This window comes from Herbaspirillum sp. GCM10030257, assembly GCF_042666555.1.
Lineage (GTDB): Bacteria > Pseudomonadota > Gammaproteobacteria > Burkholderiales > Burkholderiaceae_D > Noviherbaspirillum.
In genome coordinates, this window is record NZ_JBHTDH010000010.1 from 91,488 (window position 1) to 106,844 (window position 15,357).

The following is a 15,357-nucleotide window of genomic DNA, read 5'->3' on the forward strand; positions in this document are numbered from 1 at the left end:
AGACCGACCTTTACCCCGATCACAAAATACAATAACGGAGACAGCATGCGTGAAATTGCATCGGTAGAAGAATTGAAGAGCCTGCTCGGACAGGAAGTCGCCGTCACGGGATGGTTCGATGTTTCACAGGAACGCATCAAGAAGTTTGCGGAAGCGACGGGCGATTATCAGTGGATTCACCTCGATGAAGAACGTTGCCGCAAGGAGTCTCCTTTCGGCACCACGATCGCGCACGGCTTCCTCACACTATCCTTGTTGCCGATGATCGTCGAGAGCGCCATTTCTTTCCCGGCCGGGAAAATGGGCGTCAACTATGGCCTGAACAAGGTCCGCTTTCCGGCACCAGTGCCGAGCGGCAGCCGCGTACGTGGACGTATCGTGCTCAAGGAAGTCGAAGAGTTCGAAGGTGGCGTACAGAACATCTGGACCGTGACCATCGAGCGCGAAGGCGGGGACAAGCCCGTCTGCATCGCAGAGTCGATTTCTCGTCGTTACTGGTAAGGTTTTACCCATCCAGAGGTGATGCAGGCGGTGGCCGTCACCGGCCGACCAGCGTGCATCGCCTCTCGTTATCGCCTGTTATCTGTTCCCGGTTCGGCTAACGCTTTTGATACTGGGTCGATCCGAACAGCATTTCCCTGGACTTATCGTCCACCAGCGGCTTGCGCAGATTCGCAAGCACTTCCACGCCCCGCTTGACTGCCGGACGCTCGCTAATTTCATCAAACCAGCGTTTTGCATTCGGATAGTCGTCCCAGTCGATTCCCTGGTTTTTCCATGAGCGCAGCCACGGGAAAGTCGCAATGTCGGCGATGGTGAACTCGTCCCCCGCCAGGTATCCTTCCTTTGCGACCTGTTTGTCGATGACACCGTAAAGCCGCCTCGCCTCATTGCTGTAGCGGTTCACCGCATACTCGATCTGCTCAGGGGCGTAAATGCGGAAGTGATGCGCTTGCCCCAGCATGGGACCGACGCCGCCCATCTGGAACATCAGCCATTGCAGGGTCGTGAATTTCTCGCGATCGGTATTGCCAAGAAACTTTCCTACCTTGCTGGCAAGGTAAACCAGGATTGCGCCAGATTCGAACAGGGACATGGGCTTGCCGTCCGGGCCATCCGCATCGACGATGGCGGGAATCTTGTTGTTCGGCGAAATGGCGAGGAATTCAGGCTTGAACTGGTCGCCTTCGCCAATATTGATGTGATGAACGCGGTAGGGTAGGCCGCATTCTTCCAGCATGATGTGGACTTTGTGACCGTTAGGCGTAGCTGTCGAGTAGACGTCGATCATTTATGCTCCTGCAGATTGTTATAGGACTGTCAAACGCTGCTTGATTATGCAGCGAAATGACAGTCCTTGCAGGGCATTGCGGTATAGCTGAAAACCGCTTACGAACGTGTGATCGGCAGTTCGAGGTCGCGGGAAGGAACCGCCATGTGCTTCGCCAGTTCCAGCTTGGCGATGGAATTGCGGTGCACTTCATCCGGGCCGTCCGCGATACGCAGCGTACGGTTGCCTGCCCACTGGCCGGCGAGCGGGAAGTCGTCGCACACGCCACCTGCGCCGTGCGCCTGGATCGCCCAGTCGAGCACTTGCTGCGTGACGTTTGGCGCGAGCACCTTGATCATCGCGATCTCGGCCTTCGCATGCTTGTTGCCTACGGTGTCCATCATGTAAGCAGCCTTGAGCGTCAGCAGACGTGCCGTGTCGATCATGATGCGTGATTCGGCAATGCGTTCATGCCAGATGCTTTGCTCCGACACCTTGCGGCCGAAAGCAACGCGGTCATTCAGTCGCTTGCACATATATTCCAGCGCACGTTCCGCGACGCCGATGGCGCGCATGCAGTGGTGGATACGGCCTGGGCCAAGGCGGCCCTGTGCGATCTCGAAACCACGGCCTTCGCCCAGCAGGATGTTGGACGCGGGGACACGGACATTTTCAAACAGGATTTCGCAGTGACCGTGCGGCGCATCGTCATAGCCAAAAACGGGCAGGGGACGCTTGATGGTGACGCCCTTGGCATCGCGCGGCACCAGGATCATCGACTGCTGGGAGTGACGTGGCGCGTCTGGATCGGTCTTGCCCATCAGGATGAAGATCTTGCAGCGCGGGTCGCCGGCACCCGAGATCCACCACTTGTGGCCGTTAATTACATACTCGTCGCCGTCGCGCTCGATACGCGTCGCGATATTGGTCGCGTCGGATGAAGCAACCGCAGGCTCGGTCATCGCGAAGGCCGAGCGGATCTCGCCGCGCAGCAGCGGCTCCAGCCATTGCTTCTTGTGCTCTTCGGTGCCGTAGCGCTCGATCGTTTCCATGTTGCCGGTATCCGGTGCGGCGCAGTTGAATACCTCCGGCGCCCAGGACACGCGACCCATGATTTCGCACAGCGGCGCATAGTCGAGGTTCGACAGGCCTTCCGGTGCGCGGGTGGACTTGGGCAAGAACAGATTCCACAGACCGGCGGCGCGGGCCTTGGGCTTGAGGTCCTCGATCAGCTGGGTGGGGATCCAGCGATTGCCTTTTTCACGGCCATTACGGTCGACTTCTTCATCAAAAGCTTTTTCGTTCGGATAAATATGTTCATCCATGAACTTCAGCAGCTTTTCCTGCAGTTGCTTGCAACGATCTGAATACTCGAATTCCATCATGTCTCCTCGGGTTAGTCCCTGTGTTTACACTCGTTGTTGTCGCTGGTCTCGTTGAAATCAGTTGTGCTGGCCGGACGCATAGGCCCAGCCCATTTCCGCCATCGGACGTGCCGATTTACCGGATTTCAATGCCTGTTCGCTGGAGGCGGTGCCGTCCACGTAACGCTTCATGATGCCTTGCAGAATGCCGGCCATCCGGAACATGTTGTATGCCAGGTAGAAATTGAAATCTTCCTTGCGGATCGTTTTGCCGGTACGCTCGCAATACTTGGCGATGTATTCTTCCTCGCTGGGAATACCAAGCGACTTGAGGTCCAGCCCACCGATACCGCGGAACTGGCCTTGCGGGATATGCCAGCTCATGCAGTGGTAAGAAAAATCTGCAAGCGGATGACCCAATGTCGACAATTCCCAGTCCAGCACGGCCAACACGCGTGGCTCGGTCGGATGGAAAATCATGTTGTCGAGACGGTAGTCGCCATGCACGATGCTGGTGTCGTCACCAGGCGGAATATTGTTGGGCAGCCACTCGATCAGCTTGTCCATCGCCTCGATTTTTTCGGTCTCGGACGCTTTGTACTGCTTGGTCCAGCGATCGATCTGACGGGCGAAATAGTTACCCGGCTTGCCATAGTCGGCAAGGCCGATGGCCGCGTAGTCAACGGTATGCAATTGGGAGATGACACGGTTCATTTCGTCGTAGATCGCTGCGCGCTCATCGTTGCTCATGCCCGGCAGTGACTGGTCCCAGAGCACACGGCCATCCACGAAATCCATGATGTAGAAGGCGCGGCCGATGACGGACTCATCGAGACACAGGGCATACTGCTTTGCGGCGGGGAAGCCGGCCTTGTTCAGCGCGTTCATCACGCGGAATTCGCGGTCGATGGCATGGGCCGAAGCGAGAAGTTTGGCCGCCGGGCCGGGTTTGGTGCGCAGGACATAGCGTTTGCCGCCGGCGCTCAGCTTGAAGGTGGGATTGGACTGGCCGCCATTAAATTGCTCGACCGTCAGGTCACCGGAAAAGCCTTCCACGTTCTGGCGCATGTATTCCTGCATGGCTCCGACATCGAACTTCTGACGTTCCGATACTGGCCGTGTGCCCATGAACTCTTCAAACATCTTGTCTCCTTTGCGAGCTGCTGGAAAGTGTTATCGCCACATTCTACCGCTAAAAGCGTACGATCGTACTATTCTATTTTCAAATGTCTCGGAAGTTATTTGGTGCGCCTTTCCAGTGCACTGGCTTAGCTGCCACGGGATTTCAGGTATTGCTCCAGTAACACCTCCATGGTGGTATGCCTGGATTCTCCCTGCAGGGTAGAGATCGGCGAATAATTCACCACGCGCACTACCCAGTCAGCATGGTTCTCTCCGACGTCGATCGCATTGATGCAACCGGCGGTTTGGGCGAGATTTCCAAGGAAAATCCGCTGATTGGTGAGGGCATACGAAAGAATCGCGCGATTGACGCCACCATGCAGCACCAGCAGCACGGTATCCCAGGATTTGTCTTCGCGCAGGCGGTCGATACAGGGATGCACCCGATCCATAAGTTCACCGACCGATTCGCCGCCAAGGAATTGCCGGTCTTCCGGCACCACGCCGTCGAAGGCACCAACGAACGCTTCCTTCAGACTTTCATCGGGGATCGCCGACAGTTTCCCGCCGCGCAGTTCCACCAGTTCCGGCCAGCGTTCGAGTTCGATTTGTTGTCCGGTTTCGGCAAGCACACGCGTGGCGGTCTCCACGGTACGCGGCAAACCGGAGATGATCACGCGATCAAAGCGTAAGTCTTCCTGCGCAAATACTTTGCCCGCAGCGCTAGCCTGTGCACGGCCGAGTTCATTGAGCGGCACCATCTCGGGAAGGAAAGGTTTTCCCTGGTCATCGAAGTAGGTGACGCTACCATGGCGCATCAGGTAGATGCGACGTCGCTGTTGTGCTGTCATTTGTAATGCGGCTTTCTTTTTTCAAGAAACGCGGTGATGCCTTCCAGGCCATCGCGATGATGCAGGCTTTCCACGAAGTTGCGTTTTTCAGATTCAAAATGCTGGTCCAGAGAATTACGCTGTGCCTCGTTTGTCAGGGACTTGATGCGCTCGACAGAGTTCGGTGAGAGCTGAGCCAGCTGATCTGCCCAACCGAGCGCGGCGTCGAGCACGCTCCCATCGGGAACGACACGATTAACGACACCGACCTGGTGCAATCGTTCGGCACTGATCGGTTTGCCTTCAATCAGTATCTCGGTCGCAAGCTGCCGAGGCAACGCCTGGGACAGGAACCAACTCGCGCCGCCATCCGGCGTGAGGCCGACCTTTACATAGGCCATCACAAACTTGGCGGAGGCGCCGGCGACGATCATGTCGCAAGCCAGTGCCAGCGAAAAGCCGGCCCCTGCCGCGGTGTTTTCGACAGCCGCGATGACCGGCTTGGGGCAATCCCGGATGGCTTCGACCCAGCCATGCAGGTTATCAATGGACTCGGCCTGTACCGACTTGTCCTTGCTGCGGTTTTCGAGCAGTCGATTGAGGTTGCCGCCCGCACAGAAGAAGTCGTCAGCACCGGTCAGCACCACAGCGCGGATCGAATCGTCACGTTCTGCGGTGGACAGGGTTTCAATTGCCGCTGCATACATGTCGGGATGCAAGGCGTTTCTTGCACCGGGGTTGGAAATTGTCAGGATGAGTGTGGCGTCTTGGCGAGAGGCTTGGAGTTCGGCGGACATGTCAGGATGGTTGTTTAACGGAATCAAAGCCCGCTGCGACGCCGGGCGGTCTGGATAGATCTGGTTGTATCGGGTGATTTCTGTTTATCGGGATTGCGGTCTCTATTATTGCCGAAATGGGTGAAACCGGTCATCCGGTACCGCAATACGGGTCGGGTGAAGACAGATACGAAGGACTACGGTAAGCTTTCCCCTCCAAAAACATCCAGATATCAGGAGACAGCGTGTTGAAATTATGCGGCTTCGCAGCGAGCAACTACTACAACAAAGTGAAATTTGCCTTGCTTGAAAAGGGCGTGGATTTCGAAGAAGAATTGGTGTGGACCGATCGTTCCCCGAAACTGCTGGCTCGCTCGCCACTGGGCAAAGTGCCATTCTTCGAAACCGATCATGGACATTTGTGCGAGTCGCAGGTCATGATGGACTATATCGAACAAGCGTATCCACAGAAGCCGCTGATTCCAGCTGACCCTTATCAGGCGGCGAAGGTGCGTGAACTCATCACCTTCATGGAACTGCATCTCGAGTTGGTGGCCCGTGAGCTATATCCGGAGGCTTTTTTCGGCGGCAAGGTCTCCGACGAAATCAAGGAACGTACACTCAAGCTCCTCAAACGCAACGTGAAAGGATTTGCGAAGCTGGCAAAGTTTTCACCTTATGTCGCAGGATCGGAATTCACCATGGCGGATTGCGCGGGGATGGTGCACCTGCCCCTGGTAAGCATGGCGTCGAAGATCATTTATGGCGAAGATGTGCTGGCCGATCTGCCGACACGAGATTACGTCAAGATGCTTGGAGAACGCCCAACCGCACAACGCGTCAATGCAGACCGCAAGGTGAACGTGGAGATGATGAAGAACATCAGTAAGTAATCGACATGTAAGCATGAGGTCGGCGGCGCGAACTTCGGAAAAGATCATTCCGCGCCGCCAACCTAGGAATGGGTGCGTCGCTGCAACGGCGGCGTGATTGACGATCACAGCTTACAGTGCAGCTTCGTCGCCCCATAGCTGCTGCATGCTGAAACGCAGGGACGCATGCTGAGACGAGAGCAGTTCACGAATCGCAAAAAGATCCTTGCTTGTATCGCGCTGGATCGGGAAGGATAAAGGCACGCCGCGTGGCCCGATGAAGCTGTGCACTACCGGCGTCGCAGCGACTTTTGCACGGCGCGTCACCACACCGATTTCACCATTTTGCAGCCGAACCATTGCACCCGGTGGGTAGGTGCCGATCTCCTTGATGAAATACGCGGCCAGCATGGGATCGCTCGGCTTGCCGCCGGCCAGTAGAACATCACGCAGCGCCACATTCGGCAGCAGGGTCTTGCGATAACTTCGGTTGGCAATGGAAGCGCAATAACGGTCGGCGAATGCCACGATCTTTGCATTCTGCGGAATTTCCGCCACGCCTTTGCCATAAGGATAACCGCTGCCATCATCGTTTTCATGGTGAAGCTGGACATAGGTGAGCCAGTCCGCATGTGTCACACCCGCATCCCTTAATGTATGCACGCTGCCCAGGGCATGTCCCTTGATCAGCGCCGATTCCTTTTCAGATAGCGGTTCCTGCTTTATCTCGAGCTGGTCATGCTGCCGCAGCATGCCGATATTCATCGTGAGCGAGGCAGCCATGATGATCTGGATTTCTTCGGCTGACTTGTTCATCGCGCGCGCAATCAGCGAAGCCAGCAGGGCGGTATCGATGCAATGGCGAACCGCGTAGCTGGCCGCATCCTGATTGAGCAGGATCGTCGCAAGTGCCACATCCGGATTGACCTCGGACGCGAAGCGCAGCGCTTTGACGACTTCCAGTATTTTGGGCTGCACATCGGATTCATTGGCCAGGTTATACAGTAGCCGCTCTAGTCGCTTGGTCGCCAGATTGATGAAGCGCAGTGCCGAAGGCGTTTCCTTGCGTGCTTCCCTTGCGGCTTCCATTCTGGCCTGGGTAGCGCGATCGGCGGCAGTTGCATCGATAAACAAACCTCGTTGCAGGAGCACCTCGATCTGATGGCTGTTCTGGATAACATGTCCGCGCCGCAGCAGGAGTTTGCTTCCTTCGCCATATACGTCCCAAGGCAGCGGTTCACCAATGGCGATGTCGGACATACTGAGTTGTCGTTGATCCATCTGCACCCCTGCCTTGTAGTGGGTTATATATTTACGGCGATTTCGTCATTTGTTCTAGGGCTACAGGTTGATTATCAAGGCGCGGATAAGCGCCCGTGGGCGTGAGCGCGGGCCCAGTTGCCTGAGCCCGGTCCACAGGTCGACATGGTTGATGTCAGAGAATGTTTTTAACCAGCTTATGGCCTTTTTTACAGGCTGGCAAGCTTTTCGAGCGCTGTGCGCAGGGTCTCGTCCTTTTTCGCGAAACAGAAGCGGACGATGCCGGAATCCTTCGGTTGGTTATAAAAAGCCGAAACCGGAATGGCGGCGACACCGATTTCACTGGTCAGCCATTTTGCAAACTCAACCTCGGGCAAGTCGGAAATGGCCGAATAGTCGACACACTGGAAGTAGGTCCCGTCAGAGGGAAGCAGCTTGAATCGCGAAGACTGCAATCCGTCACGGAACAGGTCCCGCTTACGCTGGTAAAACGCAGAGAGATCCAGATAGGCGCTCTGATTGGCCATATAGCGGGCGATGCCATGCTGGACTGGCGTGTTGACGGTAAACACGTTGAATTGATGGACCTTGCGAAACTCGGCCGACAGTGCGGCCGGGGCGGCCACGTAACCGATTTTCCATCCGGTGACATGATAGGTCTTTCCAAAACTGGAAATCACAAACGAGCGTGCGGCCAGATCGGGATAACGGCAGACCGACTCATGACGCGCGCCGTCGTACACCATGTGTTCGTAGACTTCATCCGACACGATGAGGATACGGGTATCACGCACGATATCGGCGAGTGCGCGCATGTCCGATTCGCGCATCACCGAGCCAGTCGGATTATGCGGGGAATTGATCATCAGCAGCCGGGTACGTGGTGTGATGGCCGCAGCCACTTTGTGCCAGGGAATAGTGTATCCCTCCGCACTAACCTCCATCTGCACCAGGACAGGCTTGCCGCCGGCCAGCTCGATGGCGGGCACATAACTGTCGTAGACCGGTTCAATGATCAGCACTTCATCGCCGGGATGGACCGTGCACAGGATGGATGTCAGCAGCGCCTGGGTTGCGCCGGCGGTAACCGTGATCTCGGTCGCCAGATTGTAGCGATGTCCATAGATGGCGGCGATCTTTGCGGCGATCGCTTCACGCAGGGCTGGAACGCCGGTCATCGGCGGATATTGGTTGAATCCCCCCTTCATCGCCTCCGTCACGGCGTCTACGAGGGCCGGATCACAGTCGAAATCCGGGAAGCCCTGGCCAAGATTGACGGCTCCTGTTTCCGCTGCCAATGCGGACATGACGGTAAAAATAGTCGTGCCGACATTCGGCAGCCGGGACTGCAAGGACAGCAGATGGGCATCGGGGGCGGTGGCGCCGTCAGGAGCGAGTGATACGGAAGTAGGCATATTCATGATAAAGGCGGTAAAGACTCGGCGGAATGCAAAAATAGCATTTTAACCATGCACAGTAAGTGTTGTCTGGGCAGAACTCCATGACGCTATCCATTTTTCCGGCGTCATGATGTGGAACATTCCCGCCTTGGCCGTTCGTTTGGCCAGCTTGAGCAGCGCTTTGTCCTTGGTGATCAGGATGGCTGCGGATGAATCCCGTGCCAGTTCGAGAAATTTCTGGTCGTCGCGATCGGTGCAGACAGGTAGGGGTACGTCGTTGCGTCCTGGCATGTCGTGAGGGAGGAGACAGGCAATCAGGTCGTCAAATGCAGAAATTGCGCCGGGACGGGATTGTTCGTCCAGTGGCAAATGGGGATATTGCAGAACCATCAGCCATTCGGTCCGGCAATCGTCACGGGTAACCGCTTCCAGTTCACCGCTGCGCAACGCATTCAGGAGCGGGATCCACCGTGGGTCGCGGAAGACAAACAGGTCGAGGCAAACGTTTGTGTCGATGACGATGCGTTTCTGTATCATTGCCGCAATTCTTTTCCTTGAAACACTACTGAAGTGCTGATTTTTCAATGTTGATTGTTATTTCGCCCGCCAAGACGCTGGACTATGAGACCCCGCCGACCACCGAACTTCATACGACGCCTGATTTCATTTCGCATTCGGCCGAGCTGATCGAGATCTTGCGGACGCTGTCGCCTGCGCAGCTATCGTCGCTGATGGACATCTCCGATGCGCTGGCAGTGCTGAATGTTACCCGGTATGCCTCCTGGTCGCGCAAATTTACCCGTAAAAACGCGAAGCAGGCGGTGCTGGCGTTTAATGGCGACGTATATGAAGGGCTCGACGCGCCTTCGCTTACTGTGAAGCAGTTGGATTATGTACAAGCGCATGTGCGCATATTGTCGGGTTTATATGGCGTTCTTCGACCGCTGGATCTCATGCAGCCTTACCGGCTTGAAATGGGAACAAGCCTTGCCAATGCGCGTGGCCGTAACCTTTATGCTTTCTGGGGCAAGCTTGTCACTGAAGCCCTGAATGCTCAGGTCGCCGGCCACCGTGCAAAGGTACTGGTCAACCTCGCATCAGAAGAATATTTCAAGGTAGTGCAACCAAAGTTGCTTGATGCAGAGATTATTACGCCGGTATTCGAAGACTGGAAAAACGGCAAATATAAGGTTATTTCCTTCTTTGCGAAGCGGGCGCGCGGATTGATGGCGCGCTATGCGGCAGTAAAAAATCTGACGCATCCTGAAAAACTCAAGGGATTCAATGTCGATGGCTATGCCTTCGATGAATCCGTTTCAACTGCGCAGAGCTGGGTGTTTCGGCGACGTATGGACACCTGATCTGCAAAATGGGGGAGTCCCGGGTGTGCCCGCGCTATTTTTGCTGACAAACAAAAAACCCCGCACAGCGGGGTTTTTTATTGCGGGTATAGCGAAGGTCCGTATTACCAGATCTGCCACCAGGGTTTGTCGCTTGTCGGGCCACCGCTGAAGTAGACGCTGTTCGGAAAGTTTGCCCTGAGTACCCGGTCGGCGTCGTCACGCAACTTCGGCAGGTCCATCGCATCATAGGATTTGACCATTACGTACAGAGCCTCTTCAACTGCTGGCGCGTCACGGTATTCGCTTACGGCAACCTGCGCGCGGTTTGCGGCAGCCAAGTATGCGCCTCGGCGATAGTAATACTTGGCAACATGCACTTCATACTGCGCCATGGCATTAACCAGATACTTCATGCGTGAAATGGCGTCCTTGGCGTAGATGCTGTTCGGAAAACGTTCCGCCAGCTGCTTGAACGAATCGAAAGCATCGCGTGCCGCCTTCGGGTCGCGTTCGCTTGGGTCCTGCTTGGACAAAAAGTCGAGGAAACCAACACGGTCGTTGAAGTTGATCAGCCCGCGCAGGTAATACATATAATCGACGTTGGGATGATTTGGATGCAGCTTGATAAAACGATCGACCGCTGCCAGCGCTTCCGGCTGTTCACCCTGACGGTAGTGCGCATAGGCGATTTCCATCTGCGCCTGCTGGGCATAGGTTCCGAACGGGTAACGCGATTCCAGTTTTTCGAAGTGCTGGATCGCCTTTTCATAATTACCGCTGCTGAGTTCGTCCCGGGCCTCCGAGTATAATCTCGACGCCGACCAATTCTTTGTTTCGTCCACCTTGTCCGGCAACAGGCCGCAGCCTGACAGGGATAGTGCAAGAGCGATAGCGGCGATTTTCAACAATCTTTTATACATAACGTTTGCAGGAGCACGGCTGGACAAGGCCACGATTATAGCCGATGGCGACTCCTTGAAGCGATACTCACAGAAACCTCTGATTTTGACCTCAAACCTGACCGAAAACGAACTGTATGACGGCGATGATGAAGAGGGCGCCACGCCTGACGTCGCGCCCATCGAATTAAAGCTGACCCCGGAATTTTGCGGCGTACGCCTGGACAAGGCGTTGTCTCAACTGGTGCCGGAGTATTCCCGCAGCCGTCTGCAACAATGGATGGACAACGGTTTCGTCACGGTGGACGGTCAGCCCGCAAAAGGCAAGACGCTGGCGCTGGGCGACGAAACCATCGTGGTTCACCCCCAGGCAGCGCCCGAAGACACGGCATTCACGCCCGAAGCCATGTCGCTCTCGATCCTGCATGAGGATGCCGAGCTGATGATCATCGACAAGCCGGCTGGACTGGTGGTGCATCCTGCAGCCGGTAACTGGTCCGGCACTTTGCTCAATGGGTTACTGCATCATTTTCCGGCAATTTCGGGTGTTCCTCGCGCCGGCATCGTACATCGGCTCGACAAGGAAACCAGTGGTCTGATGGTGGTCGCGAAAACCCTGCAGGCACAAACCGACCTTGTAAGGCAACTGCAGGCGCGCACCGTCAAGCGAGAATACCTGGCGCTGGTCTGGGGTTCGCCGCAAATCAGCGGAAAAATCGATGCGGCCATTGGACGCCATCCGCGTGACCGCATCAAGATGGCGGTCACTGACAATGCCAGCGCGAAGCCGGCAGTCACCCATTACCAAAAGATTGCGACTGGCACACTGGATGGCCGTCCGGTCAGCCTGGTGCGCTGCCAACTCGAAACCGGCCGGACCCACCAGATCCGGGTTCATATGCAATCGATCGGCTTTACGCTGGTTGGCGACCCCCTGTACGGAAAACCGCATCTGGCACCGGTATTTCCACGCCAGGCGCTGCATGCGTACCGACTTGGCCTGATCCATCCTGCGACCGGCAAGGATTGTGAGTGGCAGTCAGTCTTGCCTGAGGATTTCGCCGGCCTTCTCATGCGTGCCGGAATCGACAGCTCTATCGTCGGATAAAGGACTTCGATGGCCTCACTCCAACCAATCCATCCGCAATGGAATGCGCCCGCAGGAATCGGCTCGCTATCCACTACCCGCTGTGGCGGCGTCAGTGCGGCTCCTTATGACGATGGCAAGGCCGGGGGAGGGCTCAACCTTGGTACCCATGTCGGTGACCTGCCAGAGGCGGTCGATCGCAACCGAGCCTTGCTGAGAACGTTGTTGCCATCGGACCCAGCATGGTTGTCTCAGGTTCACGGCACGACAGTCGTCGATGCAGCAACCCTTCATGGGGTCGTACCGAATGCGGATGCCTGCATTTCAAGCACTCCCGGAATAGTCTGCGTCATTCAGACAGCGGATTGCTTGCCGGTGCTCTTGTGCGATCTGGGTGGTCGCGTAGTGGGTGCCGCTCATGCAGGTTGGCGCGGGTTGGCGAACGGGATACTTGAAAAGACGGTTGCCCGTATGGGCGATGCAGGGGCGGGATCCCTGACGGCTTGGCTTGGACCGGCAATCGGGCCTGATGCATTCGAGGTGGGACAAGATGTTTTTGACGCATTCGTCGTTCCCGACCCGAAAACGGCCGCAGCATTCAGGGTCATTGAAGGCAGGGCCGGCAAATACCTCGCCGATATCTATGCGCTGGCTCGCCTGCGCCTTGCCAACGTGGGAGTAACCGAGGTGTTTGGCGGCGATTTGTGCACCGTCAGTGACCCGGCCCGGTTTTATTCTTATCGCCGGGACGGAGTTACGGGCAGGATGGCCTCTCTGATCTGGCTTAAATAGAGGTTCAGCGCAATGCAAACGCTGACGATGCCCTAAATCAACTTAAATAAAACTTCGTTAATCAGGCAGACCCCTACTTATTTAGGCCTTTTCATCCATCTGCGATGGCACACTTGCCTGGGCCTTCATTTCTTCGTCCCGTAGTAATTTTTCATCTGCCGCACGCTTGCGCTTGCGCCGCGGGGCGTCCATCAAGTATAAAATGATTAACAAGGGCAGAACGCCATAGAGCAGGAAGGTCATGACACCGGCGACGACCGAATGTTCGGTGATGGACATCATCAGAACAACATAAATCCATGCGATGGCGACGATATACATAGCAGTTTAAGGCGTTCAATCAAACCGTAACCTTACGCGAAAAAAGAGATGCAGACATGAATAATATGTTCCCGCCTCAGATGGACCCGCAGGCATGGATGGCCCAGTTTTCCGATCCCAATGCCTGGAAGGCCTGGACACAAGCCGCGCCGCTCGATACCAAGCCGATTACCGCAACAGTAAAGGAATTCGGCGCGACCATCGATCCGTCAACGCTGTCCAAGCTGCAAAGCGATTACATGCAGCAGATGACTTCACTCTGGCAGGAAATGCTGAACGCAAAGGCACCAGCAATCGGAGACAGGCGTTTTGCTTCACCCGAGTGGCATTCCAACCCAATGTTCGCCTTCAATGCGGCAGCCTACCTCTTGAATGCGCGGTTCCTGATGGCACTTGCGGACTCCGTCGAAGCGGCGCCGCGCGCGAAGCAGAAGATTCGTTTCGCAGTGCAACAAATGGTCGATGCGATGTCGCCGGCAAACTTCCTGGTGACCAACCCGGAAGCACAGCAGAAAATCATCGAGACGAAAGGGCAAAGCCTGACCAAAGGTATTGCCCATATGCTCGAAGACATGCAGAAGGGCCGCATCTCGCAGACTGACGAATCCGCATTCGAGGTCGGTCGAAACGTGGCCACTAGCGAAGGCGCAGTCGTCTTCGAGAATGAATTCTTCCAGCTGATCCAGTACAAGCCGCTGACCAAATCAGTGTACGAGCGTCCATTACTGCTGGTGCCGCCTTGCATCAACAAATATTACATCCTTGATCTGCAGCCTGAAAACTCACTGGTCCGTTACGCTGTCGAGCAAGGCCATACCGTTTTCCTGGTTTCGTGGATCAACCCGGACAAATCGCTGGCACATGCAACCTGGGATGACTACATCTTGCAGGGCGTCGTCAAAGCCATCAACGTCGTGCAGGAAATCTCCGGTCAGGATCAGATCAATGCACTGGGTTTCTGCGTCGGCGGCACATTGCTGTCGACAGCGCTGTCGCTACTGTTTGCACGCGGTGAAAAACCGGTTGCCAGCCTTACTCTGCTGACCACGTTCCTCGACTTTTCGGATACCGGCGTGATCGAGGTCTTTGTGGACGAGGCGCAGGTGGCGATGCGCGAGAAGGCAATCGGAAACGGCGGCCTGATGCCGGGGCGTGACTTCGCATCTGCGTTTTCCAGCCTGCGTCCGAACGACCTGGTCTGGAATTACGTTAAGGCCAATTACCTGAAGGGTGAAGAACCACCACCATTCGATCTGCTTTACTGGAATGCCGACAGCACGAACCTGCCTGGCCCGATGTTTTGCTGGTACTTGCGCAATTTGTACCTCGAAAACAATTTGCGGGTACCTGGAAAGACAAAAGTCGCTGGCGAGCCGATCGACCTTACGAAGATCGATGCACCTACCTTTATCTACGGTTCGCGCGAAGACCATATCGTGCCATGGACGTCGGCCTACGAATCGACCAAGCTGCTAAACCCCAAAAAACGCGACCGCAATCGCTTTGTGCTCGGCGCGTCCGGGCATATCGCGGGCGTCATCAATCCGCCGGCGAAAAAGAAGCGCAGTCATTGGATCAACGATGTGAATGCGGACTCCGCGGATGAATGGATGGCGGACGCCCAGGAGCGGCCCGGAAGCTGGTGGCCGGAATGGGCCGAATTCCTGAAGGAGCACGGTGGCAAACAGGTTCCTGCTCCGAAGAAATACGGTGATACAAAATATACACAGATCGAGCCTGCGCCAGGCCGTTATGTAAAGGTAAAAGCCGATCATTGACCGACTGGACAGGGGCGGGCCCTGGTCCGTCCTTTCAGCAACTACAGGCAGTTGGCACAATATACATAATGAGGTAAACAGTTAATTAGCGGAAACTCTATTGAGCAATGCCATAAGGCAGGAATTTTCACAAACGCATTGCAATAACCGGGTAACCTTCTGACAATAGTTGCGTAAATCTTTGTTTTTTCGCACTATAATAAAAGTAAGCAGAGCGAACGGTTGTTCGCTTTTCAGATAAAA

16 protein-coding genes are annotated in these 15,357 nt (G+C 55.7%); 6 read left to right on the forward strand and 10 right to left on the reverse strand.

The genetic code is table 11. The annotated features are described in order from the left end of the window. The first annotated feature begins 45 nt into the window (after nt 1-45). Entirely contained in the window at nt 46-501 is a 456-nt protein-coding gene (locus ACFQUU_RS16495) for a MaoC family dehydratase (protein ID WP_382249029.1), read from the forward strand. A gap of 97 nt (nt 502-598) precedes the next feature. On the opposite strand, the gene ACFQUU_RS16500 is transcribed toward ACFQUU_RS16495, so the two are convergent. The 5 genes from ACFQUU_RS16500 to ACFQUU_RS16520 all read right to left on the reverse strand — a co-directional run bounded on the left by ACFQUU_RS16500 (nt 599) and on the right by ACFQUU_RS16520 (nt 5,383). Further along, on the reverse strand, nt 599-1,291 hold the full coding sequence (locus ACFQUU_RS16500) for a glutathione binding-like protein (RefSeq protein WP_382249031.1): 693 nt from the start codon (nt 1,289-1,291) through the stop codon (nt 599-601). A 98-nt stretch (nt 1,292-1,389) separates the two neighbouring features. Beyond that, nucleotides 1,390-2,652, reverse strand: a complete 1,263-nt coding sequence (locus ACFQUU_RS16505; RefSeq protein WP_382249221.1) for an acyl-CoA dehydrogenase family protein — start codon at nt 2,650-2,652, stop codon at nt 1,390-1,392. Nucleotides 2,653-2,712: 60 nt separating this feature from the next. Then, on the reverse strand, nt 2,713-3,777 hold the full coding sequence (locus tag ACFQUU_RS16510; protein WP_382249033.1) for a phosphotransferase family protein: 1,065 nt from the start codon (nt 3,775-3,777) through the stop codon (nt 2,713-2,715). A 125-nt stretch (nt 3,778-3,902) separates the two neighbouring features. Next, entirely contained in the window at nt 3,903-4,607 is a 705-nt protein-coding gene (locus tag ACFQUU_RS16515; RefSeq protein ID WP_382249035.1) for a histidine phosphatase family protein, read from the reverse strand. Continuing rightward, on the reverse strand, nt 4,604-5,383 hold the full coding sequence (locus ACFQUU_RS16520; protein WP_382249037.1) for an oxepin-CoA hydrolase, alternative type: 780 nt from the start codon (nt 5,381-5,383) through the stop codon (nt 4,604-4,606). The genes ACFQUU_RS16515 and ACFQUU_RS16520 overlap by 4 nt, the downstream gene beginning before the upstream one ends. 224 nt (nt 5,384-5,607) lie before the next feature. Between ACFQUU_RS16520 and ACFQUU_RS16525 the strand changes: the two genes are divergently transcribed. Then, complete coding sequence (locus ACFQUU_RS16525; protein WP_382249039.1) at nt 5,608-6,255, forward strand: glutathione S-transferase; 648 nt, start codon at nt 5,608-5,610, stop codon at nt 6,253-6,255. A gap of 111 nt (nt 6,256-6,366) precedes the next feature. Here the strand turns inward: ACFQUU_RS16525 and ACFQUU_RS16530 are convergent, their stop codons facing one another. From ACFQUU_RS16530 to ACFQUU_RS16540, 3 genes are all read right to left on the reverse strand, one after another. Beyond that, a complete protein-coding gene (locus ACFQUU_RS16530) occupies nt 6,367-7,515 on the reverse strand; it encodes an HD-GYP domain-containing protein (RefSeq protein ID WP_382249041.1) in 1,149 nt (382 codons plus the stop codon). Between the two features lie 188 nt (nt 7,516-7,703). Continuing rightward, entirely contained in the window at nt 7,704-8,915 is a 1,212-nt protein-coding gene (locus ACFQUU_RS16535) for a pyridoxal phosphate-dependent aminotransferase (RefSeq protein ID WP_382249043.1), read from the reverse strand. A gap of 42 nt (nt 8,916-8,957) precedes the next feature. After that, nucleotides 8,958-9,431 carry a putative toxin-antitoxin system toxin component, PIN family gene (locus ACFQUU_RS16540; RefSeq protein WP_382249045.1) on the reverse strand — a complete coding sequence of 158 codons (474 nt, stop codon included), beginning with the start codon at nt 9,429-9,431 and terminating at the stop codon, nt 8,958-8,960. Nucleotides 9,432-9,478: 47 nt separating this feature from the next. Here ACFQUU_RS16540 and yaaA point away from each other — a divergent pair, with 47 nt between their 5' ends. Continuing rightward, entirely contained in the window at nt 9,479-10,255 is a 777-nt protein-coding gene (gene yaaA / locus ACFQUU_RS16545; RefSeq protein ID WP_382249047.1) for a peroxide stress protein YaaA, read from the forward strand. Between the two features lie 104 nt (nt 10,256-10,359). Here the strand turns inward: yaaA and ACFQUU_RS16550 are convergent, their stop codons facing one another. Then, on the reverse strand, nt 10,360-11,157 hold the full coding sequence (locus tag ACFQUU_RS16550; RefSeq protein WP_382249049.1) for an outer membrane protein assembly factor BamD: 798 nt from the start codon (nt 11,155-11,157) through the stop codon (nt 10,360-10,362). Nucleotides 11,158-11,212: 55 nt separating this feature from the next. Between ACFQUU_RS16550 and ACFQUU_RS16555 the strand changes: the two genes are divergently transcribed. After that, entirely contained in the window at nt 11,213-12,244 is a 1,032-nt protein-coding gene (locus tag ACFQUU_RS16555; RefSeq protein WP_382249051.1) for an RluA family pseudouridine synthase, read from the forward strand. 9 nt (nt 12,245-12,253) lie between these two features. After that, complete coding sequence (gene pgeF / locus ACFQUU_RS16560; protein WP_382249053.1) at nt 12,254-13,015, forward strand: peptidoglycan editing factor PgeF; 762 nt, start codon at nt 12,254-12,256, stop codon at nt 13,013-13,015. 81 nt (nt 13,016-13,096) lie between these two features. On the opposite strand, the gene ACFQUU_RS16565 is transcribed toward pgeF, so the two are convergent. Then, nucleotides 13,097-13,336: a hypothetical protein gene (locus ACFQUU_RS16565; RefSeq protein ID WP_382249055.1), complete on the reverse strand. Its 240-nt coding sequence runs from the start codon at nt 13,334-13,336 to the stop codon at nt 13,097-13,099. Between the two features lie 56 nt (nt 13,337-13,392). Here ACFQUU_RS16565 and phaC point away from each other — a divergent pair, with 56 nt between their 5' ends. Beyond that, nucleotides 13,393-15,114, forward strand: a complete 1,722-nt coding sequence (gene phaC / locus ACFQUU_RS16570) for a class I poly(R)-hydroxyalkanoic acid synthase (protein WP_382249057.1) — start codon at nt 13,393-13,395, stop codon at nt 15,112-15,114. Nucleotides 15,115-15,357: the final 243 nt, after the last annotated feature.